We start from the raw sequence: 24,503 nt of genomic DNA, 5'->3' as shown, positions 1-24,503 counted from the left end.
CAATCTCGTGCCTCAGAAGCGCACCTCACGCGGCCGGTACGGTGCCGCGAGGAAGCCGACCTCGTCGTCCGACAGCGTCACCGACACGGCGGCCACCGCGTCGTCGACGTGCCGGTCCTTCGTGGCGCCCACGATCGGGGCGGTCACGGCAGGCTGGTGCAGCAGCCAGGCCAGGGCCACCTGGGCGGGCGGCAGGCCGCGCTCCCTGGCCACCTGTGCCACCCGGTCGATCACGAGCTTGTCGTTCTCCGGGTCGTACAGGTAGTCGATGCGCGCGTCGGACCCCGTCCTGGCGGTCGAGGTGTCGGAGCCCGCCCTGGCGAGCACGCCGCGCGCCAGCGGGCTCCACGGGATCACGCCCACGCCCTGGTCGGCGCAGAGCGGCAACATCTCGCGCTCCTCCTCGCGGTAGAGGAGGTTGTAGTGCGGCTGCATCGAGACGAACGCCGTCCAGCCGTTGGCCTCGGCCACGTGCTGCGCCTTGGCGAACTGCCAGGCCCACATGGACGAGGCGCCGATGTAGCGGGCCTTGCCCGCCTTGACCACGTCGTGCAGCGCCTCCATGGTCTCCTCGATGGGCGTCTCGTCGTCCCACCGGTGGATCTGGTAGAGGTCGACGTAGTCGGTGCCGAGCCGGGAGAGCGAGGCGTCAACGGCGGCGTGGATGTGCTTGCGCGACAGGCCGCCGTCGTTGACCCCCTTGCCCATGGGGAAATAGACCTTGGTGGCCAGCACGTAATCTTCGCGCCGAGGGAAGATCGCACGCAGCGCGTCGCCGGTCACGACCTCGCTCTCGCCTCTGCTGTAGATGTCGGCGGTGTCGAAAAAGTTCACCCCGGCGTCGGCGGCCCTGCGAATCATCGGCTCGGCCTCCGCCCGCGGCAGCGCCCAATCCTGCCGGGCCGGATCTCCATAGCTCATCATGCCGAGGCAGATCCGCGACACCTTCAAACCCGTGTTGCCAAGTCGTGTGTAGTCCATGGCTCAACCCTATGACTCCGGCCGGAGACGCCGGCCGGAGCTCAGGACGCTCCGTGCGGAGCCCGGGGAACGATCATCGTGACGCCCGGCACCGAGCCGATCGAGGCCAGCGCCTTGCCGGCGTCGGCCAGCCCGATCGTGCGGGTGATCAGCTGGTCGGGGTGGAGGATCCCCGCCCTGATCATCTCCAGCATCGGCGGGTAGGCGTGCGCGGCCATGCCATGGCTGCCGAGCAGCCGCAGCTCGTGGCCGATTACGCGGTCCATCGGCACCGTCGTCGGCGCTCCTGGCAGCAGCCCCACCTGGACGTGCCTGCCCCGCCTGCGCAGGCTCTCGACGGATGCGACGCACGTCTGAGGGCTGCCCAGCGCGTCGACGGACAGGTGGGCGCCGCCCCTCGTCAGCTCCCTGACCTGGGCCGCCGCGTCGCCGGCCGAGCCGTTGACGAAGTGTGTCGCACCCGCCTGCTCGGCCAGGTGCAGCGCGTCGGTGCTGATGTCCACGGCCACCACACGCGCCCCGGCCGCCGTCGCGATCATCACGGCCGACAACCCCACGCCGCCGCAGCCGTGCACCGCCACCCACTCGCCCGGACGCACCTCCCCGACCTGCGCCACGGCGCGGAAGGCGGTGGCGAAGCGGCAGCCCAGCCCTGCGGCGGTGGCGAAGGCCATGTCCTCGGGCACCGCGATGAGGTTGACGTCGGCGTGGTCGACCGCCACGAACTCGGCGTACGAACCCCAGTGGGTGAAGCCCGGCTGCGTCTGGCGCTCGCACACCTGCTGGTCGCCGGTGACACAGGACCCGCACGAGCCGCAGGCGCACACGAACGGCAGGGTCACCCCCGCGCCGGGCAGCCAGCCGCGCACGTCGGAGCCGACCGCCTCCACCACGCCCGCCAACTCGTGCCCCGGCACGTGGGGAAGAGACGTGATGTCGGGGTCGTGGCCCTGCCAGCCGTGCCAGTCGGAGCGGCACAACCCCGTCGCCTCGACCCTGATCACCGCCCCGCGCGGGGCGGGTGACGGGTCGGGCAACTCGCGAACGTCGAGCTCGCCACCGAAGATGTCAAAGGCAACCGCTCTCATCTCATGAGCTTAGGGTCTACTCCCGCAGCTCGCGCAAGGCCCGGTGTGACGGCGAGCCGGGTTCGGTCGTGTAGAGGACGAAGCGGAGGTCGATGCGGTCGGGCACCGGCATGACCTGGCAGACCGCGTCGATCACGCCCACCTGGGGGTGGTTGATGCGCTTGCGCTGCCTGCTGCGGATCTCGACCTCGTGGCGGGCCCACAACGCGGCGAACTCGGACTGAGCCCCTGCATCTCGGTGATCAGAGCCTGCAGCTAGCGGTCGCCGGGATAGCGGCCCAGGGCGGTGCGCAGGTCGGCGACCGCGGAGCGGGCGCGTTGAGCACGATGCGGCGGCCCACCTGGGTGGTACTGCCGATCCCAGCCTTTCCAGGTCTCTTCTGTACCGTCCTGAGGTGGGCGAACGTGAAGGACATGACGAAGATCGCCCTCATCGCGGGTGCCAACGAGGGAATCGGCTACGAACTCGCGCGGCAGCTCGCCGAGCAGGACATCACCGCGATCATCGGGGCGCGCGACGAGGAGCGCGGCTGAGCGGCTCGGGCTCGCCATCCTGAGCAGGGCGTGGCGATCGCCGTGCGGCTCGCGACCCTCGGCGCCGACGGCCCCACCGGCTCCTACCAGCAGGATGACGGCTTCCTTCCCTGGTGAGGTGTCAACCATGACGACGGGGACAGTGAGGGGTGATGGGACGAGATCTGGATAAGGAGCGCTTCACCGAAGCGGAGTACGTCCGTTTCGGTGAACGCCTCCAGGAGCAGGTGGGCGTGCTCCGCGAGCTGCTGGCCACCCCCGGCTTCGGTCAGGGCCCCGCCACGATCGGGGCGGAGCTCGAACTGTTCCTCATCGACGAGCGGGGCAGGCCGCTGCCGCGCAACAGCCAGGTGCGGGAGGTGCTCGGCGACAAGCGTGTCGTGCTGGAGCTCGGCCGCTTCAACCTCGAGGTGAACCTCACCCCCACGCCGCTGGCGGGCACGCCGTTCGAGACGCTGAGCGCCGAGGTCCAGGAGACGATCAGCAAGGTGGACGGCGCCGTCGAGGGCGGCGGCGCCCTGCCCATCGGCATCCTGCCCACCCTCAGCGCCGACGACTTCACGGTGGGCGCGATGAGCGACCAGAACCGCTACCGCGCCATGAGCAGGGGCTTTCGCCGGCTGCGGCTCGAACCGTTCCTGGTCAAGATCGAGGACCTGGAGCTGTCGGTGGAGGACGTGATCCTCGAGGCCGCCAACACCTCGTGGCAGGTGCACATCCGCACGCCGCCCGAGCGGTTCGCCCGGCTGTTCAACGCCGCCCAGCTCGCCATCGGCCCGGTGCTGGCCGTCTGCGGCAACTCGCCGTTCTTCCTGGGGCGGGAGTTGTGGGAGGAGACCCGCATCGCGCTGATGGAGGAGGCCGCCGACGACCGGGACGTGGCGCGGCTCGGGCGCAGGGACGGGCGGGTCACGTTCGGCTCGGACTGGGTACACGAGGGTGCGCACGAGCTGTTCGAGCGGTACGTGCGCGACTACGAGCCGATCGTGCCCGACATCACCGAGAACCCGCGCCCGCACGAGGTGCCCGAGCTGCGGCTGCACCAGGGCACGATCTGGCAGTGGAACCGGCCCGTCTACGACCCGGCCGACAGCGGCCACCTGCGGATCGAGATGCGCGCGCTGCCTGCGGGACCGTCCTGCGCGGACATGGCCGCGAACACGGCCTTCCTCCTGGGCCTGACGTTGTCGCAGGCCGGGCGCGACCTGACCGGCTACCGCTTCGCGCAGGCGTACCAGAACTTCTACCGTGCGGCCATGCACGGGCTGGACGCCAAGCTTTCGTGGCCGGGCAGCGATGCCGAGTTCGAGGCGGGGGAGCTGGTGCTCTCGCTGCTGCCCGAAGCGCGGGAAGGGTTGCTCGCGGCCGGGGTGGCGGCGCACGACGCGGACCGGGCGCTGGGCGTCATCGCGCAGCGGACCCGGCTGCGGCGTACGGGCTCGGTGTGGCAGCGCGAGGCGCTCGCGCGCTTCGGCGGCGACCGGGAGCGGCTCGTGCGCCGCTACCGTGAACTGGCACTTTCGGGATTGCCCGTGCATTTGTGGGATTGAGCGCAACCTCATGCCCTGCCTGCTCCGTCAAACCCAGTCAAGGGACGGGAAAGTGAGGGAGATATGGCGGCAAAGGGGATGGTTCCCACCGATAAGGCCCCCTATGCCTTGTCGCGGGCGACCGGCGACCTGCCCGAAGGGGCGGCCAAGCTGGCGGGAGAGATCGGCAGCACCGCTGTGGACACGGTGCTGGCCGAGGCCAACAGGACCGCCGTGCGCAAGGGTGCGGCGGGCGCGCTGGGGTCGATGCAGCCGAAGCCGGCCGAGTGGTACGCCTTCGACGACGGCGACCAGCGCACCGCCGACTGGTACCCGCAGGGCCTCACCGGCGGGGCGGGCTCCGGCACCATCGCGGTGCCGGTGTTCGTGGTGAGCTGGTACTTCCGGCCGGAGGCCGGCGAACGGGGCATCAGGGTGAGTTTCCTGAGCCCGCAGACGCTGAAGTACCGGCACGCGCTGCTGGTCACGGCCCAGCCCGACGGCTCGTACGGGCCGATCGACATCCACGCGGGCGGCATCGCCTGCCACGGCGACCTGCTCTACGTGGCCGACACCGTCAGGGGTCTGCGGGTCTTCGACCTGCGCAACCTCCTCGACCTGCGCACCGCCCAGAACGACCTGGGGGACCCCGAGCGGGTCGGGCGGCACGACGGCAAGTTCCACGCCTTCGGCTACCGTTACCTGATCCCGCAGACCGACCTGTGGCAGGTCGCCACGGCGGGGCCGCGGTTCTCGTTCGTGTCGGTCGACCGCAGCGGCGCCGCCCCGCTGCTGATCACGGGCGAATTCCGGGGGGACGACCCCGGCGGCTGGGTCGCGCGCTGGACCCTGGACATGGCGGGCGGCGAGCCCCAGGACGCCTTCGTGATGGGTCACCCCAAGATCCAGGGGGCGCTGTCGTCGGGCGGCACGTGGTACCTGAGCCAGTCGGCCGGCTCCACCGCGAACGGCAAGCTGCTCGTCCACGCCGGTGACACGACGCAGACCAGGCCGTTCCCGATCGGGCCCGAGGACTTGACCGTGCAGGACGGCAAGTTGTGGAGCGTCACCGAGTACCCGAACAAGCGGGTGATCTTCGGGGTCGGCCTCTGAGATCGGGAGCGGGATGCGGGCCCGGAGGGTGAGGACGACCCCCGCCCTCCGGGCAGGTGCGCTCTCAGGTCACGGTGGCGGGTTGGGCGGACAGGAGGGTCTGGCCCCAGCCTCTGGTGTCGACGGTGTTCTGTTTGCTGAGGTCGTCGTCTCGGCCGTCGTGGGGGTTGTTGTCGATGTAGCTGTGCATGGAGTCGTCGTGGTGGTGGCCGTAGTAGACGCCGCCGCCGGGGGACAGGAGGTGGTCGAAGACCTGCCAAGTGGTGTCGCGGAGTTGGTGGCGTTGCCAGGAGTCGGTGCCGCGGATTTGGTAGGAGATGAGCTGGCCGCCGGTGGTGGTGCCGAGGAGCCAGTCGGGTCCGGTGGTGGTGAGGGTTTTGAGGGTGAAGCCTTTGCCGATGACGGTGTTGTCGGTGATGGAGGTTTGGGTGGGTTTGGTGGCGGTGATGGTGTAGCGGCGGAGGGTTCCGTTGGCGATGCCGTAGAGGTGGGTCTTGCCGTCGTAGGCGAGGAGTTCGTGGGTGTAGCCGCTGGCGAGATAGACGGGTGGATCGAAGGCGAGGGTGTCGCGGTTGGTGCGGATGTCGACGCGGTAGAGCTTGCCGCCGGTGTCGTTGTCCTTGGTGACGAGGATGGTGTTGAAGTTGAGTGTGGCCATGGCTTTGGGGGTGAAGCCGAGGGTGGCGGTGGAGACGACCGCGCCGTGGGTGCGGCGGCCGGTGGCCGCGTCGATCGCGGTGTAGGTCAGCCGTCCGTCCGGCAGCACCCCGTAGATCGAGGCGACGCCCTCGGGAGAAGGTTCGGGGCAGTTGTGGCTCTCGACGTTGTTCCACTCCTGGCCGTTGGCCTGGCCGTAGGTGACGCCGTTGAAGGTCGGTCTGACCCGTTCGGAGCCCGCATACCCCCATGAGGCCGACCCGTCGCCGTTGGCGTCCATGCCGAGCTCGAAGTGCAGGTGCGGGTGTCCGTTGGAGGTCGGGCCGGTTTTACCGACCTTGCCGATCACCGTTCCTTTCCGCACCCTGTCCCCGTCCGAGACGGCACGAGACTGCAGGTGGATGTACGTGGTGAAATAGCCGCCGCCGTGATCGATCTGGATCATGTTGCCGGCGTTGTCGTGGTAGTAGGACTGGTTCACCGTCCCAGCGGCAGGGGCGATCAGGGTGGCGCCGTCGGTGCCGTGCTGGTCAGGCTCCTTCACCATGTCGAGTGCGGGGGCGTGGGCCCAGGTGTTCAGCTGCCACTTCTGCCCGCAGGGGAAGGGAAGCTGCAGGTCGGGCGCGGCCATCGCGGGGCTCGCCGTGCCGCAGACGCCGAGAGCTGCGATAAGTGCCGTGGTGACGACGACGCGTAATAGTGATGTCGTTGAGGTCATGTGATTCATCCAGGGGATTTCAGGCCGGGACATAACCGCTGTGCGACACCGCCGCGGTCGCGCCCGGACGTTAACCGGTCGAATAACTTGCCGTCAGAAGCTGCTGGGATGACGTTCATCAGCCGGGTGACTCCGCCTCCGTTCGATTCCGCATGAGTTCCGTACGGAATCGACCATAAATAGCGGCGGTATAGCGGCGGTATGTCACTCGCATTCGGCCATTACCCGACGTGCAGGCCCAGATCTGGGGCGCGATCGCGTCGGTGCCGGTCGAGCGGATCAGTCGCCGAGATGCCGGTTCAGCACCTCGCGGTAGCGGCGGTCGAAGGCGTCGTAGCGGACCCGCAGCTCCGCGCCCGGCCAGCCGGGTGGCAGCAACTCGTCCGGCAGCAGCGGATCGGCGAGCAGGTGGCGCAGCACCGCGGCCGACACGACGAACCCTTCGGCCAGGCCGCCCGAGTGGTCAAGCGCGTGGTCAAGCGCGTGCTCCAGCCGGTGTGCCTCGGCCGCCCAGCCGTCCAGGTCCCACAGCAGAGGAGTGGGGTCGTCGTGCGGGCGGCCGTCGATCAGCGTGCACTGCGCGGTGACGATCTCCGGCCACGCGCCGCGCACCAGGTTGGCCGGCCGTAGCCAGGCGCCCTCGCGCAGCTCGGCCAGGCGCAGCGCGGTCATCGTGTGGCGAAAGGCGGCCCGGTCGGCGGGGGCGCGCCGTTCGGCGGTGACCACGGCCACCTCCCACGTGCCGTCCCACGGCCTGGTGTGCGGATCGCGGCTCTCGTCCTGCCTGGCCTGGCGCTCGATCAGCCGCTCGGAGAGCGTGTAGAAGCCGTCCTCCTGGACCAGGTCGCCGGCCGCGACCATGCGGGACAGGGCCACCCGCACCGTGCCCTCGGCGATGCCGAACAGCCCGCCGATGCGCACCAGATGACGGGCCGGCAGGCGCGGCGGGTGGCTGCCCAGCAGCGCGCTCAGCACGGCCGACCTGGCACTCAGGGCGTTACGGTCTTCCATCGCGTGTTGAGTATATGTAACACTCCGGATATGAGGCGCTATCTCAGCGAGCCGTTCGACGGCAGCGACCGCTACGCCACCGAGCGCTACGAGGGCGCCGCCGGGCGCAACTGGTGGGCCTGCGACCCCACGCTCCGCCTGCTCATGCTGCGGCACCTGGGCGACGGCTACGCCTGGGCGGAGCCGCACCTCGACCGGCTCGGGGCGCTGATGGGCGGGCTCGTCGCCGAGTGCGCCGAGGAGACCGACCGCAACCCGCCGCGGCTGGAGAAGTACGACAAGTGGGGGAGGGACGTCAGCGAAGTCGTCATGCCGCCGTCGTTCCTGACCGCCAGGCAGGCGCTCATGGAGAGCAACTTCACCGCGCCGTCGTTCGCCGAGGAGGCGCGGGCCCATGGCGCCGATCCGTCCGCGCTCGCCGCGGCATGGACGTACCTGCTCGACCAGGCCGACATCGGGATGGGCTGCGCGCTCGGCACGGGCGGCGACATGGTGGTCTCCCTGGCCGAGAAGTACGCGCCCGAGGACGTACGCGAAAAGGTGCGGGAGATCTTCGCCAACGGCTTCTACTCCGGCGAGGCCGCTCAGATGTTCACCGAACGGACGGGCGGCTCCGACCTGGCCGCCCTGGAAACCGTCGCCGTCCCCTCCGGCGACGCGTGGAGCCTGTCCGGGCTCAAGTGGTTCGCCTCCAACGCCAACGGCTCCGCGTTCGTGGTGCTCGCCCGGCTCCCCGAGGGCGAGGTGGCGCCCTTCCTGGTGGTGTGGGAGCGGCGCGACGGCACGCGTAACGGCGTGCGGATCCGGCGGCTGAAGGACAAGCTCGGCACCAGGTCCGTCGCCTCGGCCGAGGTCGAGTTCACCGCGGCGGAGGCGTTCCTGCTGGCCGGTTCCGGGCCGGGCGCAGGATCCGGGCTCGGCACCATGATGAAGCTCACCAACGCCTCCAGGCTCGGCGTGGCCATGATGGGCCTCGGCGTGGCCAGGCGGGCGCTGGTCGAGTCGATCTGCTACGCCAGGGCGCGCGAGGCGTTCGGGCGGCCGCTCATCGAGCAGCCGCTGATGCGCCGCAAGCTGGCCGAGCTGATCGTCGAGGTCGAGGCGGCGCAGGCGATGGTGTTCGACGCGCACGTCAGCCCCCGGCTCCGCCTCGCCCCCGCCCTGACCAAGCTGCGCGCCGCCCGGCTCGGCGTCACCACCGCCACCGACGCGATCGAGGTGCACGGCGGCAACGGCTACATCGAGCAGTGGCCGGTGGCCAGGCTGCTGCGCGACGCGCAGGTCAACCCGATCTGGGAGGGCGGCGACAACATCCTCTGCCTCGACGTGCGGCGGGCCATGCTCAAGGAGCAGGCGCACCTGCCCTTCCTCGACCGGCTGCGCTCCCTGGCCACCTCCGGCCTGGTCGGCGCCCGCATCGACGACCTGGCCAAGGCCATCGAGGCATGGCACGCGCTGGACCGCGGGGTGGCGGAGGAGCGGCTCTACCCGCTGGCGCAGTTCATGGCCGACGTCTACGCCGCCGCGCTGCTGGAGGACCAGGCCCGCTGGGGGCTCGACGACGGCCGCAAGGCGCTCGTGGCCCGCTCGTACGCCGAGGCGCACCTCGTGGACCACGGCCCCCTGCGCGGACTCGACCGCCCCGCCGAGAACCCGCAGCGGTTCGACGACCTGCTGTCGGGGGCGTTCACCGGCTGACCATCCCGCCACCGGCCTTCGTCACGCGCGCAGTACGGTGATGTGGCGGCCGGACGGGGTGGTCGCTTCCTCGAAATTTCCTCGTTCGTTCCACGGCGGGGCTTCGGGGCGCCGGTCGAGATGACCAGTACGCCGGTGGTGAGGGTGAGGCGGTCCAGGTAGCGATCGAGCCGGGCGAGGCCGTCGGGCTTCGGGTCGTTCTCCCCGGCTCGCCACACCTTGAGCTCCATGGCCTCGCGCTGCATCTGCCGTTCGCCGTCCGGAGCGGCGTGAGGCCAGTGGATCAGGACGTCCAGACGTTTGGTGCCGGCGGCGTACGTCTTGCCGGTCTGCCGGGGCGCGTGCAGCACGAAGTGCCAGATCCATGTCGATGAGCACCCGCGCCTGGGGAAGCCGCTGCGTGGGGGACAGCATGTAGTGGTGCTGAGGTGCGCAGGGACCGGTGGTGTTGAAGGATCTCGCTCGGGGTGGCCGCATGACACATGCTGTCATCTTCCGCCGTTCCGATGGCGAGGTTCCGCATCGACCGTTCACGCCCGGTCAAGCTCAAGGAGCAGGCGCGCCTGCCCTCCGCCATCGCCCTCCTGGGGGCGTGAGCCTGTCCTAACGGCACTCGTTCATCGCGGCCCGCGCCTGGGAGATCGACATCGGGGGAACGGGCAGCTCGTGGGCCGCGGTTGCGCGCAGGCCGTCGAGGGTCAGGGCGAGGTGCCGCCGCCAGGCGCCGGGCGCGGTCCTGTACGTGGCCCGCACGGTCGCCGCCACGCCCCAGATCACGAAGGTCATGTCGGCGAGCGTCACGTCACCGCGCAGAGCCCCCGATTTCCGGGCCCGGTCGATGATGCGCAGCATCGGCTCGATGCCCTTTCCGTCTCGTGCGGCGAGGTCGTTGTAGCCGAGGTCGGCCGCCTGCAACTCGCAGACGCCGGTGAGGAACGCGACAAAGCCCTCCCAGGGGTCGTCCGCGACCAGGGCCTGTTCGGCGATCGCGGCGACCGTGGCCGCCCGGTCTTCGAAGACCGCCTCCACGAGGCCCTCCCGGGTGGCGAAGCGGTTGTAGAGCGTCCCGATGCTCACCCCGGCCGTCCGGGCGATCTCTTCGAGCGGTACGTCAAGCCCTCGGTCGGCGAACAACCGCCGGGCCGCCTCCAGGAGTCGCTCGCGGTTGTGTGCGGCGTCCTTGCGCATGCCCGCCAGCCTAGCTAAGTTGAGGCCACATTTAACTTGAGGAGAGTCTCAACTTATGTCCCGAACGATCCTGATCACCGGTGGAACCCATGGCATCGGCCAGGTCCTCGCCCGCCACCACGAGGAGCGGGGCGACCAGGTGATCGCGGTGGGCAGCCGCGACGCCGACCTCAGTTCGCTTGAGCAGACCTGTGACCTGGCCGAACGGGTCAGCGCCGAACACCCGGTGATCGACGCTCTGGTGCTCGGCGCCTTCAGGCACCACCCGAGGAGGATCGAGACCGAGGAGGGTTTCGAGGCGACCTTCGCCCTCTACGTGCTCAGCCGCTGGCTCCTGGCCGCAGCCCTGCGCACCCGCGCGCCGGGTAGCGGCGGGCCGAGGTCTCCGACGTCCGGTGGATGGACACGATCGACCGGAGGACGGCCGGCGCGCTCCCCGACGTTGATCCGTCTGTCCCAGCGGTTCGGCGCTTCAGGTCAGCGGGACCGGCGGCCCTTCTTCCCGCTCTTGCCGCGACCGGACGGCGCCGACCCGCGGCCGGAGCCGCCCTGAGGCTTGCGAGCCTGCCGCTGTGACGACCTATGGGCGGGCTTCTGCGCCGATCTCTGCGCCGATCTCTGGGCCGGCTTCTGGGCGGGCTTCTCGGGCGGTGACGCGGGGGCACGGCCGCGCGAGCTGTTCGCCGTGCGGCCGCGGACGATGCCGATGAAGTCCTCCACCAGATCGGTCGTCCGGTCCGTGGGCCAGGCCAGCGCCACCTGCGACTGCGGCGCGTCCGGCACCGGCCGGTAGGTGAGATCCCTGCGGTGGTGCAGGCGTGCCAGCGACTGCGGGACCACGAGAAGCCCGGTCCCGGCCGCGACGAGCCGGATCGCGTCCGCCGTCGTGGGCGGCCGCTCGAACGCGGGCAACCCCGGACGGACCGTCCACTCGAGAGTGTCATCCAGCGGGTGGAACACCTCATCGTCCGCCAAATCGGCGACGGTCACCTCATCCGCTGCGGTCACCGCGTGGTCCTTCGGCACCACGACCACCGTGGTCTCCACGTAGAGGGGAATCACGCTGAGCCCGTCCCGCTCGACCGGCAGCCGGACGAATCCGGCGTCGGCGCCTGCGCCGCGCAGCTGCTCCACCACGTCGGCGGCGGGAACCGCGACCAGGGCGAGCGGCACGCCCGGCATCCTCTCGGCCCAGATGCCGGCCCATTTCGCGGGTGTCACCCCGGGCGCGTACGCCAGCCGGAACACGGTGCCGGTCTCCTCGTGAGTCACTCCGTCAGGGTAGCGACGTCAGAGGGACCACCGTTTACTGACTACCCTGGACTCCATGACCTCGCTCAAATCCAAGACGACCCAGACGATGAAGCCCGCGACCGCGGCCAAGAAACTGGGCATCCTCCTCTCGGCCACGCCCGCCGAGTTCCAGGAGGGCGTCGTCTCCAGGAGCGAGCTGAACGCGCTGCAGGCGACCCCGCCCGCTTGGCTCGCCGATCTGCGGCGCAACGGTCCGCACCCCAAGCAGGTCGTCGCCGCGAAGCTCGGGGTCTCCATCTCCGGCCTGATCAGAGCCGGGATCACCGAGCCCCTCACCACCGCGGAGATCGACGCGCTGAAGGCGGAGAACCCCGCGTGGCTGGAGCGTGAGCGGTCCATCCAGGCCGAGGTCCGCAAGGAAGCGCTGAAGCTCAAACAGCGTTAGAGCGCCGTCACTATCACGCACGCAGTTGGGAGACGTGGCGCCTGCGGCCAGGGATCCGTTGGCAGCAGTTCCTCCGGCCATCCCGCCCACTCGGCGGCTTGGCGGAGGGACTTCAGCAGAATCTCCTCCGCGGCGGCGTGGTCGCCGCCGGCCGCTTTGGCGCGCTCGCAGGAGAACATCAGAGCGGCGGTGTCGCCCTCGGCGGTCAGCTCGGAGGCCGGGGCGTCCAGCGTGGTGGTCTTGCCGGTCTGCCCGGGGCGCGTGCAGCACGAAGTAGCGGTCCATCTCGATGAGCTCGCGCGCCTGGGGGAGCCGTTCCGCGTGGAACGCCATCTAGTGGTGCAGTGGGCCGCAGGGCCCGGTGGGTGTTGAAGTATCTCGCTCGGAGCGGCCGCACAGTCACATACCGCCGCCATCGGCTGTGCTGACCGCGAGATTTCGCGTCGGGACCGAGGAGATCGCTCAACGTGCGCTCGTGCCGTCAGGTCGGTTCGTCGAACAGGTCGTGGAGGGTCTGGGTGGTGGCGGCGCGGATGGCCCAGTTTTCGAGCTGGGCCAGGTCGGTGCAGGTGGTGATCCGGGTGCGGGTGTCGTCGGGGACGGCGAAGCCGCGGGCGGTCAGCACGAGCAGCACCATCCTGGCTGCCTCTTCCGCCTTGCCTTCCGCTTTACCTTCTGCCTTGCCTTCTGCCTTGCCTTCGCCTTGCCCTTGGCCTGGCCTTCTTGGAGGCCGCGGCCGAAGTGTTCGCGGGCGAAGGGACTGTAGACCGGCCAGGTGGTGGACGTCATGATCTCCTCCATGAGGCGCTGAATCTCGGGCGCGGCCATGCTGTAGGCGTATTCATAGTACTTCGGAGCGTGTTCGTCGCGGGTGTCGGCGAGTGCCGTGGCGAACGCCTCGACGACTTTGCGGTCCTTGCCGTGGATCATGACGGACATGGCGGCGAGGTCGAGGTTCGCTGTGGCCTGCTGGGGGTCGGTGATGGCCGGTATGCCGTCCGGTCCCAGCACCACGGGGAGCAGGCGGTAGCCGGTCAGCCCGGACTCGATGGGTCGCGCGTAGTGGGCGGCGGTGTTGTGGTCGGGACAGACGAGCAGGACGGTGACGTCGCACCCCAGGAGCAGCCAGGTGGCGGCGGCGTAGCGGGCGAGTTGCCGGGGATCTTTGGATGTGCCCTGCTGGATCTCGACGATGATGGCGTGTGCGGGTTCGCGTGGCGGTCCCAGGGTGAAGATCAGATCGACTTCGATGTCGTCGGAGTTGCGGGTGTTGAAGGTCCGCTCCTCCTGCCGGATCAGCGGGGTGTCGGGCAGTTTCACTCCCATGAGGTCACGCAGGATCTCCACGGCGAGTTGTGGACGGTCGCTGAACATCTTGACCAGCGTGTCGTGTCGGGGGGACGGCATGACACTAAGTGTTACATCACAAGCACAGAAGTGATGTCGGTTCACGTGACAGGCGAGCACCGCCATCTCGTCTGGTGATCTCGCCCCAGGGCGACGGCCTGGCCGCGGTCCATAAGGAGCCTCTGGTTGGCTGATGCTCGCTCGGGGGCGTATCAACGGGGTAGTCGCCCGAGGCGATCCTCTCCTTGAGTCCGTGACTGCGGAAGTCCGCGTCACGTGGAAGTGCGCCAGTGCTCGTGGCGAAACACCAGGTGGGGGCCGAGATGGCGCGGAAGATCGCCCGGTTTCCGCAGGCGTGCATGCGCGGCGACCGGTCATCGTCTTCGGCTGCCCGCCAGGTGGGTCAGCAGCATGTCCAGTGGCCGGGGGACTCGATCGAGGTCGAGGGCCTCGACGAGCAGGCCGGAGTAGCGGATCTTGCGGCCGCTGCCCGATCCCATGAACCGGCGCAACTGGTCGTGGGTGGCGCCCCCACGCCATGCGGGCTGCTTCTGCAGCGTACGGAACGAGCCGAGCTCGCCCTCGGCATCGACGACGTGCTCGACGGCAGCGGTGCCGAGGGCGCGGATCAGCTCGTCTTCCAGGTCGGCGACGCACACGAAGAACCCGAGTGCCTCCAGGTCGCCGCGGCTGAGACCGGATCCGAGGCCGGCGTGCTCGAGGCCCCTCCGGTAGTCGGCTTCCTCGCCGGCGTCGCACAGACCGGCCAGCCGGAGACCGCTCCCGGTGGGGCCGAACCTGCCGATGTACGTCCTGATGTTCGTGGCGCCGCCCATCGCCACGAGGGAGATGCCTTCGGCGGCCAGATCCAGGCCACGGCGCTCGGCCAGCGCTTCGACGGCCGACTTGTCGCTGAGTCCCTCGACCAGGACCACGGTCTGAGTGTCGCTCACGAGGCCAGCCTGGCACCGAATCGGGAGAGTTTCGACCGCTTTGTCGCCACTGATCTACATTGTAAAGGGCGTCACCAGGTCGGATGCTGGGGCACCACCGCCACCGCCTCCACCTCGACCACGATCTCCGGCGTGGCGAGCGCGGCGGCCACGATCAACGAGTTGGCGGGCCAGTCTCCGCCCGGGAACCAGGCGGCGAACACCTCGTCGAGCGTCGAGCGGAAGCCTGCCAGGTGCTCCGTGCCCGCCACCATGGTGAACAGGCGGAGGAGGTGCTGCGGTCCCGACCCGGCCGAGGCGAGCAGCGCGTCGATGTTGGCGAAGATCTGATGGGCCTGGGTCGCCGCGTCGCTCCCCACGAGGGTCCCGGTCGCGTCCGTGCCGACCTGCCCGGCGATGAAGAGCAACTCGGAGTCCGCGGGCGCCGCGGCCAGATGGTGATATTTCGCCAGCGGTGCCCCGACCTGGTGCGGGCTCCAGCGCCGAACCATGACGTCGTCCTTTCCACCCAGATTGCCGTGCGTCCGCCCACGTTAGCGTGATGCCCGATTGGAGAGCGGGGGCGAGTGGACGCTCGGGGTCGCTGACTGCCGACGCGAAGACGCATGACGGGCCGGAGGTGGAGGCGTTTCTCTGGGGACTGCTGCCGGGAGAATCCCGCCGTTCTGTCCAGGTGGGCGCGGGAGCTCGGAGTGTCCGCCGCCAATCCGGTCGCGCTTCCGCCGCATGGCATTCCGGCCCGGAGGAAGGGCAGTTCAGCCTCGCGGGGGTGCAGGCCAACGTGGCGCTTGTGCCAGTCTCTCGGGATTCACCCGGTGCACAAATACCAGAGTGAGGGAGGACCCGGCCCTGAGAACGTCGCGGCCTTGTTCCGCCGGGTACGGCTGGCCTCGTTCTACGACATTTCTTCAGCCCTGCCGTACACCGCGGCCGCTCCGGAGGTGCGCTCGTTGCACCGTTCGCTGCCGGGCGCCCCGGTGGACGCCGCGGCCGCGCGGGTGACGGCCGGGGGTTGTCGGGGGCGGCACGTATCGTGACCGTATGCCTGACATCGAGGTCGCCGGGCGCGAAGTGCGCGTCACCAGCCCCGGCAAGGTGGTCTTCCCGCAGTCCGGTCTCACCAAGCTCGACCTGATCCGCTACTACCAGGCGGTGGGCGAGGCGGCGCTGCGGGGCGTGCACGGGCGGCCGATGGTGCTCAAGCGGTTCGTGCGCGGCATCGAGGAGGAGGCGTTCTTCCAGAAGCGCGCCCCGGCCAAGCGGCCGGCCTGGATCGAGGTGGCGGAGCTGAAATACCGCTCGGGCCTGAGCGCGGAAGAGGTCGTGTGCACCGACCTGGCCCAGCTGCTGTGGGTGGTCAATCTCGGTTGTGTCGACCTCAACCCGCATCCGGTGCGCTCCGACGACCTGTCCAGGCCCGACGAGCTGCGCATCGACCTCGATCCCGTGCCGGGGGTGGGCTGGGCCGATGTGCTGGCGACCGCGCAGGTGGCGCGCGAGGTGCTGGCCGATCACGGGCTGGTCGGGTGGCCCAAGACGTCCGGGTCGCGGGGTTTCCATGTGTACGCGCGGATCGAGCGGCGCCGGTCGTTCGCCGAGGTGCGCAAGGCGGCCGAGACGGTCGCCCGCGAGGTCGAGCGGCGGGCTCCCGGCCTGGCCACCAGCCGGTGGTGGAAGGAGGAGCGGCACGGGGTGTTCGTCGACTTCAACCAGAACGCCTACGACCGCACGGTGGCCTCCGCCTACTCCGTGCGCGCCGTGCCCGACGCCCGCGTGTCCACGCCGCTGACGTGGGACGAGGTTCCCGGTTGCCGTCCGGAGGCGTTCACCGTCGCCACCGTCCCGGAGCGGCTGGCCGAGCGCGGCGACCCGTGGGAGGAGATGGACCTGCACGCGGGCTCGCTCGACGGGCTGCTGGAGCTGGCCGAAGAGCTGGGGCCCGCGCCCAAGCCGCCCAAGGGCAGCGGGCGCCGGCAGCAGACGAAGCCGGTCATCGAGATCGCCAGGGCCGAGCACAAGGACGAGGCGATGGCGGGCCTCGAACGGTGGAAGTCCCGCCATCCGCAGGTCGCGGCCCGGCTGGAGCCCGCCGACGTGCTGGTCGACGGCATGCGGGGGCGCAGCAGCGTGTGGTATCGCATCCGGGTCAACCTCCAGCACGTGCCGGAGGGGGAGCGGCCCGAGCAGGAGCCGCTAGAGGTCGACTACGACCCGTGGCGCGCGGGTCCGGAGTGAGGGCCTTGAGGTCAGGGCCTTGGGTTTGGGCGAGGGTTTGGGCGACGGCTCGGGTCAGGGCCGTTCAGCGGCCGGAGATGAGGTCGGCGAGGCGGGCATAGACCGAGGTTGTGGTGCCGCGCTCGTTCTCGTGACGGTCGGCAGCGCGGAAAAGGGCGTAGATGAGCTGCACGCCGGCCCACCGCAGCGGCTCCGGCTCCCACTGCCGCACCTGGCGTCCCACCCACGGCAGCCCCGTCAGCTCCGTCTCCCGCCGCAACACCAGGTCGCGCAGGGTGCGGCCGGCCAGGTTGGTCGTGGTGACGCCGCTGCCGACGTAGCCGCCGGCCCAGCCGAGCCCGCTCGCGTGGTCCAGGTGCACCGTCGAGCACCAGTCGCGTGGCACGCCGAGCACCCCGCACCAGGCGTGCTGGACCCGCGCGTCGGCCGCCGCGGGGAAGAGCTTGATCAGCATGCGCCACAGCAGCGCGGCGGTCTGCGGCTGGGTGGCGCCCCGGGTGTCGGTACGCGACCCGTACCTGTAGGGCACGCCCCGGCCGCCGATGGCGATGCGGTCGTCGGCGGTCCGCTGGGCGTAGATGTAGGCGTGCGCCTCGTCCCCGACCAGTTCGTTGCCCGCCCAGCCGAGGTGCTTCCACACCTCGGCGGGCAGCGGCTCGGTGACGATCATGGAGCTGTTCATCGGCAGCCACTGCCGGCGCTGGCCGGCCAGCCCGGCGGTGAAGCCCTCGGTGGCCCGGATGACGTAGTCGGCGGTGACGTCGCCGCGCGTGGTGACCGCCGTGGCCTTCCCGCCGCCGTGCCGGGGCCGCAGCTCGGTCACGGTGGTGTCCTCGTAGAGGTCCACGCCGAGCCGGGCGACCGCGGCGGCCAGGCCGACGGCCAGCTTGGCGGGCTGGATGCGGGCGCAGTGCGGTGAGTACGCGGCCTCCAGCGTGCCTGCGGCCTGGACGCGCTCGGCCTGCTCGTCACGGCCGAGCAGGCGCATGTCGGCCTCACCGTACCCCCATCCGCGCAGCTCGGCGAGCTCGGCGCGGAGCCGGCGCCGCTGGGCGGGGTTGGTCGCGACGTGGAGCAGCCCGCCCTTGTGGATGTCGGCGTCGATGCCCTCTTCGCGGGCCACCGCGATGACCTCGTCGACGGAGCGGAACATGGCGTGCTGCAGATCGATCATCGCCTGCCGGCCGCGCGCTTTCGCGTGCCGTTTCCTGGATCCGGCGAACTCGGCCGACAACCATCCGCCGTTGCGCCCCGACGCGCCGAACCCGGCGAACTCCTTCTCCAGGATCGCGATGCGCAGGCCGGGGTCGGCCTGCTTCAGGTAGTACGCGGTCCACAGGCCGGTGTATCCGCCGCCCACGATCGCGACGTCGTAGTCGCGCGGCCCGGGCAGCGCCGGCCGCCGTGCGGGCAGGCCGATCTGCCGGTACCAGAAGGAGACGCCGCCGTTGGCGAAGTCTTCGGTCAGCGGGATGCCGGTGATCACCGAACACATTGTCTATTACCGGCATATGAGGAGCAAGTGGACGATGTGTAACAGAACGGGGCAATGGACTAGCTTCGTGTCGGCCGCTCATAGCCCTCGTCGCCGCCGTATACGTGCAGGTCAGGGTCATTCTCCGGCTGGTTCGCCGGGCTGGTGGGCGAAGCGGTGTGCTCGGAGGCGAAGTCGTCCGTCAGCGCGGGCGGCGCGGGGTGGAGATAGTCGTGCCAGGTGATGACGCCCCTGGAGTCGGTGTCCGTGATGAGCTCGCCGTCCCGCTGGGCCGCGTACATCCTGCCCGGGTAGTGCACGGGCAGGCACGGACGGCGCACATGCCTGGCCTGCAGCCAGGTCCGCACCAGTTCCTCGGTGTCCATCACCTGAGGCCCGCCGAACTCGAACTCCTTGCCCTCGGGCCCGCCCGCCAGCAGCGCCGCCGCCAGCGCGGCGACCTCGCCCGTGTGCACCGGCTGCCAGGGCAGCGAGCGGTCCACGAGCATCACGGGGAACGACGCGTACGCCCGCAGCCGCTGGTCGAGGGACTGCTGGAACCGCGTGGCGCGCAGGACGGTCCAGCCGATCCCGCTCTCCCCGATCAGCCGCTCGGCCTCCAGCTTGTGACCGAGGTATCCGATGGCGACGCGGTCCACTCCGACGACCGAGGTGTAGAGCAGGTGCTGCACCCGCGCCTCGCGGGCGGCGAGGAGCAGTCGCTGGGTGCCGGGCACGTCCACGGCTCCGCGGCCCCTGGGGCCGCTGGTGGCGAGGTGCGCGATCGCGTCCACGCCGTGCACGGCGTCCGCGACGCCCTTGCCGGAGGCGAGGTCGCCCCAGAACCACTCGACGCGCCCTGAGCTCTGCCGCTCTTTCCGGCTCAGCGCCCGCACCTGGTGCCCCGCCCTGATCAGCGCGGGCAGCAGCGCGCCGCCCAGCGTTCCCGTGGCTCCCGTGACCAGTATGCGCATGCCGCTCCACTACCCGCGAATGCCTGGAAATGACAACGAACTACGTAAAGGCGTCTGCGTCCGGCAGCGCGGGGTAGTGCCGCACACATGGCTCGAATCGCAGCGGAATCCCTGATCGAACGGCTCGCGGAGTGGGGCGTGGACACCGTCTTCGGCCTGCCCGGCGACGGCATCAACGGCATCATGGAAGGGCTGCGGCGCCACCGCGACAGGGTGCGCTTCGTCCTCGTCCACCACGAGGAGGCCGCCGCCTTCATGGCCACCGGCTACGCCAAGGCCACCGGGCGGATCGGCGTGTGCCTGGCCACGTCGGGGCCCGGCGGCATCCACCTGCTCAACGGCCTCTACGACGCCAAGCTCGACCACGTGCCCGTGCTGGCCGTCACGGGCATGCAGGAGACCTCCGTGCTGGGTACCGGATACCAGCAGGAGGTCCACCTGGACAAGCTGTTCGCCGACGTGGCCGAGTACAACATGATGATCTCCAACCCGGCGCAGCTGCCCTCGCTGGTGGACCTCGCGATCAGGACGTCCTACGCCCGGCGCGGGGTTTCCCACCTCACGCTGCCCAACGACATCCAGGTGGCGGAGGCGGGGGCGGACCCGTACGAGCAGGTCGCGCCCGCCAGGCCGCCGCGGACCTCGCCCGTCTACCTGCAGCCGGCCGGCATCCCGCGGCAGGAGGACGTCGAGTGGGTCGCCGAGGTGCTCAACAGGGCGGAACGCCCCGCCATCCTCGTCGGCCAGGGCGCCCTGCACGCCCGGCGGGAGGTGCTGGCCGTCGCGGAGGCCCTGGGCGCGCCCGTGGTCAAGACGCTGCCCGGCAAGGCGGTCGTCCCCGACGACTCGCCGTACACGACCGGCGGGATCGGGCTGCTCGGCACCCGGCCGAGCGAGGAGTTGATGGACGAGGCCGACGTGCTGTTCATGGTGGGCACGAACTTCCCCTACTCGAAGTTCCTACCGGAGCCGGGGAAGACCAGGGTGGTGCAGTTCGAGGCGGAGCCGACCAGGGCGGGGGCGCGGATCGCGACCGACGTGCCGGTGGTGTGCGACGCGAAGGAGGGGCTGGTGGCGCTGCTGCCCCTGTTGTCCCGCCGGGACGGCAACGCCCATCTGGCGAAATATCAGAAAATGATGGCGACGTGGCGGGCCGACATGGACGCCCTGGAGAACCCCGACCGCGACCCCATCGCCCCGCAGTACGCCATGTCCGTCGTCGACCGGCTCGCGGCCGACGACGCCATCCTGACCTGCGACAGCGGCACCATCGCCACCTGGGCGGCCCGGCACTGGACGATCCGCGGCGAGCGCGAGTTCTACCTGTCGGGGACGCTGGCCACCATGGCGCCGGGGCTCCCGTACGCCATCGCCATGCAGCACGCCTTCCCTGGCCGGCAGGTCATCGCGTACGTCGGCGACGGGGGTTTCTCGATGCTCATGGCCGAGTTCCTGACGGCGGTCCAGCAGCGGCTGCCGGTCAAGGTCGTCATCAACAACAACAACTCGCTCGGCCAGATCCTGTGGGAGCAGATGGTGCTCGGCTACCCGGAGCACGGCGTGCGCTACGACCAGCCGGAGGCCGACTTCGCGGCCTGGGCCAGGGCGTGCGGCGGCTTCGGGGCCAAGGTCACCAGGTCGGGCGACGTGGCGCCGGCGATGCAGCAGGCGCTGGCCCACGACGGGCCGGCCCTGGTGGACGTGGACGTCAACCCGAACGAGCCGCCGATGCCCGGCAAGGTCTCCTACGACCAGGCCAAGAGTTTCGCGCAGGCGTTCCTGAAGGGCCAGCCGCACAAGGCCGCCATCGCCACGACGCTGTTCAAGGACCGCATCCAGAAGCTGACGGACTAGACGCTGGCGGCGCAGGCCTGGGTGATCCCCGCGGCGGCGCTCAGCAGCGGCTCGACCAGCCGGGGCAGCTCGCGCACGCGACGGTGGGAGAGCACGATGCCGAGGGCCGCCACCGGCCGCCCGTCCACCAGGATCGGCGCCGCCGCCGAGCACGAGCCCAGCGTCATCTCCTCGTACGTCAGCGCGTACCCCTGGGAGCGTACCGTCGCCAGTTCCCTGGCCAGCCGCCCGGCCTCGATGATCGTGTGCGGGGTCGGCCGTTCGAGCTTGCGCGCCAGGTACGCCTTGACGAACCACTCCGGCTCGTACGCCAGCAGCGCCTTGCCCACGCCCGTCGGGTGCATGGGCAGCCGGGCGCCGGTCCTGGACACGATGGGCACCGCCCGCCTGCCGTGCACCTTGTCGACGTAGAGCACCTCGAGCCCGTCGCGGACGGCCAGATGAACGTTCTCGCCGGTGCCGGCGAACAGGTCCTGCAGCCACGGATGCGCCAGGTCCTGCAGCCGGCCGGGCGCGAGCTGGCCCAGCTCCCACAGCCGCAGCCCCACCCGCAGCCGGCCGTCGGGCGCGCGGCTCAGCGCCTGCCACTCCTCCAGCTCCGCGACCAGGCGGTGGGCCGTGCTCAGCGGCACCCCGCTCCGCCTGGCCAGCTCGGTCAGGGAGAGCTGGGGGTGAGCCGGGTCGAAGGCGCCCAGGATCGCCAGCACCTTGGACGTCACCGAACGCCCAGGAGCGCGAGATCCACCTGCCATGGACCAATCCTGCCTATTTCTTCCATCCAGTGGAAGGGCCGGTTCGGCTGATCGCCCTTGGAGGCAGGATGCTCCGTATATGCGAACTCAGGTCGGGATCATCGGGGCCGGGCCCGCCGGTCTGCTCCTGTCCCATTTGCTCCACCTGCGCGGCATTTCCTCCGTGGTGCTGGAGAGGCGCAGCCGTGACCACGTCGAGCGGCGGGTCCGAGCCGGGGTGCTGGAGCAGGGCACGGTGGACACGCTGGTCGAGTCCGGCGTCGGCGAGCGCCTGCTGCGCGAGGGGCTGCCGCACAACGGGATCGAGCTCAGGTACGACGGTGCGGGCCACCGCATCCCGTTCGAGAAGCTGGTGCCCGGCCGGCGCATCACCGTGTACGGCCAGCAGGAGGTGGTCAAGGACCTCATCGCGGCCCGCCTCGCGGCGGGCGGCGACGTGCGCTTCGAGATCGAGGACGTGGCCCTGCACGGCCTGGAGACCGAGCAGCCGTACGTGACGTTCGGCGGCGAGCGGCTCGACTGCGACGTGGTCGCCGGCTGCGACGGCTTCCACGGCGTGTCGAGGCCGTCCATCCCGGAAGGAGTTCTGAGCGTATACGAGCGCGAATATCCCTTCGCCTGGCTGGGCATCCTGGCCCGGGTGGCGCCGTCGTCCGAGGAGCTGATCTACACCAGGACCGAGCGCGGCTTCGCCCTGCACAGCATGCGCACGCCCGAGGTCAGCCGCTTCTACCTGCAGGTCCCGGCCGGCGCGCGGGTGGAGGAGTGGCCGGACGAGCGGATCTGGGCCGAGCTGCAGGCCCGGCTGGAGAGCGTGCCCGGCTTCACGCTGGCCACCGGCGAGATCATGGAGAAGAGCGTCACGCCCATGCGGGCGTTCGTCGCCGAACCCATGCAGTACGGCCGCCTCTACCTGGCCGGCGACGCCGCCCACATCGTGCCGCCCACCGGCGCCAAGGGGCTCAACCTGGCCGTGGCCGACGTCCGCGTCCTCACCAGCGCGCTCGCTGCCTATTTCGAGCTCGGCTCGGCGGGGCCGCTCGACGGCTACTCGCGGGCGTGCCTGAAACGTGTGTGGCGGGCGCAGCACTTCTCGTGGTGGATGACCACCCTGCTGCACACGTTCGAGGCCGACGACGCGTACGCGCGCCGGCTGCAGCTGTCCTACCTGGACTACGTGACCTCGTCCGAGGCCGCGGCGACGACCCTGGCGGAGAACTACGTGGGAATGCCATGAAGATCGTTGGTACGGCGGCCGAGGCGGTCGCGGGAATCGGAGACGGGGCGTCACTCGCGGTCGGAGGCTTCGGCCTGGCCGGGGTGCCCGCCGTACTCATCAAGGCACTGCTCGGGCAGGGCACGTCCGGCCTGCACGTCGTGTCGAACAACTGCGGCACCGACGGGCGCGGCCTGGGCGAGCTGCTCGCGGCGGGGCGGATCTCCCGCGTCACCGGCTCGTACGTGGGGGAGAACAAGGAGTTCGCCCGGCAGTACCTGGCCGGCGAGCTGGAGGTGGAGCTGATCCCGCAAGGCACGCTGGCCGAGCGGCTGCGGGCCGGCGGGTGCGGCATCCCGGCCTTCTACACGAGGGCGGGCGTGGGGACGCTGGTCGAGGAGGGCGGGCTGCCGTGGCGCTACCGCTCCGACGGGTCGGTGGCGGTGGCGTCGCCGCCGAAGGAGGTCAGGGAGTTCGACGGCGTCTCGTACGTCCTGGAGCACGGCATCCGTACGGACTTCGCGCTCGTACGGGCCGCACGTGGCGACATCTACGGAAACCTGGTGTTCGCCAAGGCCGCGCGGAACTTCAACCCGCCGGCCGCCATGGCGGGACGGGTCACCATCGCCGAAATCGAGGAGCTGTGCGAGCTCGACCCCGAGGAGGTGCACCTGCCCGGCGTCTTCGTGCAGAAAGTGCTGGCGCTGGATCCCGAGCAGGCGGCGGACAAACCCCTCGAGCGGCGGACGGTGCGTTCCTGATGGCCTGGACCCGGCAGCAGGTGGCGGCCCGCGCGGCGGACGAGCTGCCCGACGGCTCGTACGTCAACCTCGGCATCGGCCTGCCCACGCTCATCCCCGCCCACCTCGGCGGCCGCACCGTCGTGATCCACTCGGAGAACGGCATCCTCGGCGTCGGGCCGTACCCGCTACCCGGCGAGGTGGATCCCGACCTGATCAACGCGGGCAAGGAGACGGTCACCGTCGCGCCCGGGGCGTCGTACTTCGACTCTTCGTTGTCGTTCGGCATGATCCGCGGCGGCCACGTGGACGTGGCGGTGCTCGGCGCCATGCAGGTGTCACAGGCCGGCGACCTGGCCAACTGGGCGGTCCCCGGCAAGATGATCAAGGGGATGGGCGGTGCCATGGACCTCGTGCACGGCGCCCGCCGGGTCCTCGTGGTCATGGAGCACACGACGCGCGACGGCGACCCCAAGATCCTGCCCGCCTGCACGCTGCCCCTCACCGGCCGGTCCTGCGTCGACCGCGTGATCACCGACCTGGCCGTCATCGACGTCCTCCCCGGCGGGCTGAAGCTCGTCGAGACCGCCCCCGGCGTCACCGCCGACGAGGTGCGCGCCAGGACGGCGGCCGACCTTTCATGACCCCGCGAACCCCGCCGCCATGAACCCCCGAAGGCCCTGGAGACTCGAAGGAACGACATGAGCCATCCTCCGTACCTGAGCCCCGGCTACCGCAGCAC

General features: G+C 70.5%; 26 protein-coding genes. 12 read left to right on the top strand and 14 right to left on the bottom strand.

Annotated elements, in window-relative coordinates; genetic code table 11:
* Positions 1 to 12 precede the first annotated feature (12 nt).
* From E1294_RS33865 to E1294_RS57475, 3 genes are read right to left on the bottom strand one after another with little or no spacing between them, the layout of a single operon-like run.
* Positions 13 to 981, bottom strand: coding sequence for an aldo/keto reductase (locus E1294_RS33865; protein ID WP_132515050.1), 969 nt, complete (start codon positions 979 to 981; stop codon positions 13 to 15).
* Positions 982 to 1,022: 41 nt separating this feature from the next.
* Complete coding sequence (locus tag E1294_RS33860; protein WP_132515049.1) at positions 1,023 to 2,069, bottom strand: zinc-dependent alcohol dehydrogenase family protein; 1,047 nt, start codon at positions 2,067 to 2,069, stop codon at positions 1,023 to 1,025.
* 16 nt (positions 2,070 to 2,085) lie between these two features.
* Complete coding sequence (locus tag E1294_RS57475; RefSeq protein WP_281284555.1) at positions 2,086 to 2,433, bottom strand: MmyB family transcriptional regulator; 348 nt, start codon at positions 2,431 to 2,433, stop codon at positions 2,086 to 2,088.
* 50 nt (positions 2,434 to 2,483) lie between these two features.
* Here E1294_RS57475 and E1294_RS33850 point away from each other — a divergent pair, with 50 nt between their 5' ends.
* The 3 genes from E1294_RS33850 to E1294_RS33840 all read left to right on the top strand — a co-directional run bounded on the left by E1294_RS33850 (position 2,484) and on the right by E1294_RS33840 (position 5,245).
* Entirely contained in the window at positions 2,484 to 2,603 is a 120-nt protein-coding gene (locus tag E1294_RS33850) for an SDR family NAD(P)-dependent oxidoreductase (RefSeq protein WP_181958595.1), read from the top strand.
* 152 nt (positions 2,604 to 2,755) lie between these two features.
* Positions 2,756 to 4,153, top strand: coding sequence for a glutamate-cysteine ligase family protein (locus E1294_RS33845; protein ID WP_132515047.1), 1,398 nt, complete (start codon positions 2,756 to 2,758; stop codon positions 4,151 to 4,153).
* A gap of 78 nt (positions 4,154 to 4,231) precedes the next feature.
* Positions 4,232 to 5,245 (top strand): hypothetical protein, encoded by a 1,014-nt coding sequence (locus tag E1294_RS33840; protein ID WP_132515046.1) that lies wholly within the window; start codon positions 4,232 to 4,234, stop codon positions 5,243 to 5,245.
* A gap of 64 nt (positions 5,246 to 5,309) precedes the next feature.
* On the opposite strand, the gene E1294_RS57470 is transcribed toward E1294_RS33840, so the two are convergent.
* Together E1294_RS57470 and E1294_RS33830 are read right to left on the bottom strand one after the other, a co-directional pair.
* Positions 5,310 to 6,620: a M23 family metallopeptidase gene (locus E1294_RS57470; RefSeq protein WP_165977614.1), complete on the bottom strand. Its 1,311-nt coding sequence runs from the start codon at positions 6,618 to 6,620 to the stop codon at positions 5,310 to 5,312.
* Between the two features lie 279 nt (positions 6,621 to 6,899).
* Positions 6,900 to 7,631, bottom strand: a complete 732-nt coding sequence (locus E1294_RS33830) for a PaaX family transcriptional regulator C-terminal domain-containing protein (RefSeq protein ID WP_132515044.1) — start codon at positions 7,629 to 7,631, stop codon at positions 6,900 to 6,902.
* A 30-nt stretch (positions 7,632 to 7,661) separates the two neighbouring features.
* Between E1294_RS33830 and E1294_RS33825 the strand changes: the two genes are divergently transcribed.
* On the top strand, positions 7,662 to 9,329 hold the full coding sequence (locus E1294_RS33825) for an acyl-CoA dehydrogenase family protein (RefSeq protein WP_132515043.1): 1,668 nt from the start codon (positions 7,662 to 7,664) through the stop codon (positions 9,327 to 9,329).
* 603 nt (positions 9,330 to 9,932) lie between these two features.
* On the opposite strand, the gene E1294_RS33820 is transcribed toward E1294_RS33825, so the two are convergent.
* Positions 9,933 to 10,517 carry a TetR/AcrR family transcriptional regulator gene (locus tag E1294_RS33820; protein ID WP_132515042.1) on the bottom strand — a complete coding sequence of 195 codons (585 nt, stop codon included), beginning with the start codon at positions 10,515 to 10,517 and terminating at the stop codon, positions 9,933 to 9,935.
* A 55-nt stretch (positions 10,518 to 10,572) separates the two neighbouring features.
* On the opposite strand from E1294_RS33820, the gene E1294_RS33815 reads away from it, so the two are divergent.
* Entirely contained in the window at positions 10,573 to 11,070 is a 498-nt protein-coding gene (locus E1294_RS33815) for a Rossmann-fold NAD(P)-binding domain-containing protein (protein ID WP_132515041.1), read from the top strand.
* Here E1294_RS33815 and E1294_RS33810 read toward each other — a convergent pair.
* Entirely contained in the window at positions 10,995 to 11,789 is a 795-nt protein-coding gene (locus tag E1294_RS33810) for a LysR family substrate-binding domain-containing protein (protein ID WP_246083476.1), read from the bottom strand. The two genes, E1294_RS33815 and E1294_RS33810, sit on opposite strands and share 76 nt — an antisense overlap.
* A 55-nt stretch (positions 11,790 to 11,844) precedes the next feature.
* On the opposite strand from E1294_RS33810, the gene E1294_RS33805 reads away from it, so the two are divergent.
* Positions 11,845 to 12,216 (top strand): DUF5997 family protein, encoded by a 372-nt coding sequence (locus tag E1294_RS33805; RefSeq protein ID WP_132515040.1) that lies wholly within the window; start codon positions 11,845 to 11,847, stop codon positions 12,214 to 12,216.
* A 481-nt stretch (positions 12,217 to 12,697) separates the two neighbouring features.
* Here the strand turns inward: E1294_RS33805 and E1294_RS56330 are convergent, their stop codons facing one another.
* The 4 genes from E1294_RS56330 to E1294_RS33790 all read right to left on the bottom strand — a co-directional run bounded on the left by E1294_RS56330 (position 12,698) and on the right by E1294_RS33790 (position 15,007).
* Complete coding sequence (locus E1294_RS56330) at positions 12,698 to 12,853, bottom strand: hypothetical protein (RefSeq protein WP_246083475.1); 156 nt, start codon at positions 12,851 to 12,853, stop codon at positions 12,698 to 12,700.
* Positions 12,835 to 13,623, bottom strand: coding sequence for a hypothetical protein (locus E1294_RS33800; protein WP_246083474.1), 789 nt, complete (start codon positions 13,621 to 13,623; stop codon positions 12,835 to 12,837). The genes E1294_RS56330 and E1294_RS33800 overlap by 19 nt, the downstream gene beginning before the upstream one ends.
* 314 nt (positions 13,624 to 13,937) lie before the next feature.
* Complete coding sequence (locus E1294_RS33795) at positions 13,938 to 14,516, bottom strand: TOPRIM nucleotidyl transferase/hydrolase domain-containing protein (RefSeq protein WP_132515039.1); 579 nt, start codon at positions 14,514 to 14,516, stop codon at positions 13,938 to 13,940.
* Positions 14,517 to 14,587: 71 nt separating this feature from the next.
* Positions 14,588 to 15,007, bottom strand: a complete 420-nt coding sequence (locus E1294_RS33790; protein ID WP_132515038.1) for a RidA family protein — start codon at positions 15,005 to 15,007, stop codon at positions 14,588 to 14,590.
* A 324-nt stretch (positions 15,008 to 15,331) separates the two neighbouring features.
* Between E1294_RS33790 and E1294_RS33785 the strand changes: the two genes are divergently transcribed.
* Both E1294_RS33785 and ligD read left to right on the top strand, forming a co-directional pair.
* Positions 15,332 to 15,553 carry a hypothetical protein gene (locus tag E1294_RS33785; RefSeq protein ID WP_132515037.1) on the top strand — a complete coding sequence of 74 codons (222 nt, stop codon included), beginning with the start codon at positions 15,332 to 15,334 and terminating at the stop codon, positions 15,551 to 15,553.
* A gap of 4 nt (positions 15,554 to 15,557) precedes the next feature.
* Entirely contained in the window at positions 15,558 to 16,751 is a 1,194-nt protein-coding gene (gene ligD, locus E1294_RS33780) for a non-homologous end-joining DNA ligase (RefSeq protein ID WP_132515036.1), read from the top strand.
* 64 nt (positions 16,752 to 16,815) lie between these two features.
* Here ligD and E1294_RS33775 read toward each other — a convergent pair whose 3' ends face one another.
* Complete coding sequence (locus tag E1294_RS33775; RefSeq protein WP_132515035.1) at positions 16,816 to 18,246, bottom strand: NAD(P)/FAD-dependent oxidoreductase; 1,431 nt, start codon at positions 18,244 to 18,246, stop codon at positions 16,816 to 16,818.
* Positions 18,247 to 18,305: 59 nt separating this feature from the next.
* Positions 18,306 to 19,199 (bottom strand): SDR family oxidoreductase, encoded by an 894-nt coding sequence (locus E1294_RS33770; protein WP_132515034.1) that lies wholly within the window; start codon positions 19,197 to 19,199, stop codon positions 18,306 to 18,308.
* 87 nt (positions 19,200 to 19,286) lie between these two features.
* On the opposite strand from E1294_RS33770, the gene E1294_RS33765 reads away from it, so the two are divergent.
* Entirely contained in the window at positions 19,287 to 21,053 is a 1,767-nt protein-coding gene (locus E1294_RS33765) for a thiamine pyrophosphate-dependent enzyme (protein WP_132515033.1), read from the top strand.
* Here the strand turns inward: E1294_RS33765 and E1294_RS33760 are convergent.
* A complete protein-coding gene (locus E1294_RS33760; protein WP_132515032.1) occupies positions 21,050 to 21,805 on the bottom strand; it encodes an IclR family transcriptional regulator in 756 nt (251 codons plus the stop codon). The genes E1294_RS33765 and E1294_RS33760 overlap by 4 nt on opposite strands.
* A gap of 79 nt (positions 21,806 to 21,884) precedes the next feature.
* Between E1294_RS33760 and E1294_RS33755 the strand changes: the two genes are divergently transcribed.
* From E1294_RS33755 to E1294_RS33745, 3 genes are read left to right on the top strand one after another with little or no spacing between them, the layout of a single operon-like run.
* Positions 21,885 to 23,042 (top strand): 4-hydroxybenzoate 3-monooxygenase, encoded by a 1,158-nt coding sequence (locus tag E1294_RS33755; protein WP_132515031.1) that lies wholly within the window; start codon positions 21,885 to 21,887, stop codon positions 23,040 to 23,042.
* A complete protein-coding gene (locus E1294_RS33750; RefSeq protein WP_132515030.1) occupies positions 23,039 to 23,782 on the top strand; it encodes a CoA transferase subunit A in 744 nt (247 codons plus the stop codon). The genes E1294_RS33755 and E1294_RS33750 overlap by 4 nt, the downstream gene beginning before the upstream one ends.
* Positions 23,782 to 24,405, top strand: coding sequence for a CoA transferase subunit B (locus E1294_RS33745; RefSeq protein ID WP_132515029.1), 624 nt, complete (start codon positions 23,782 to 23,784; stop codon positions 24,403 to 24,405). Before E1294_RS33750 ends, E1294_RS33745 begins: the two co-directional genes overlap by 1 nt.
* The last annotated feature ends 98 nt before the right edge of the window (positions 24,406 to 24,503 follow it).

It is taken from the genome of Nonomuraea diastatica, from assembly GCF_004349015.1.
Classification (GTDB): Bacteria; Actinomycetota; Actinomycetes; order Streptosporangiales; family Streptosporangiaceae; genus Nonomuraea; species Nonomuraea diastatica.
This window is presented reverse-complemented; position numbering and strand designations above follow the sequence as displayed.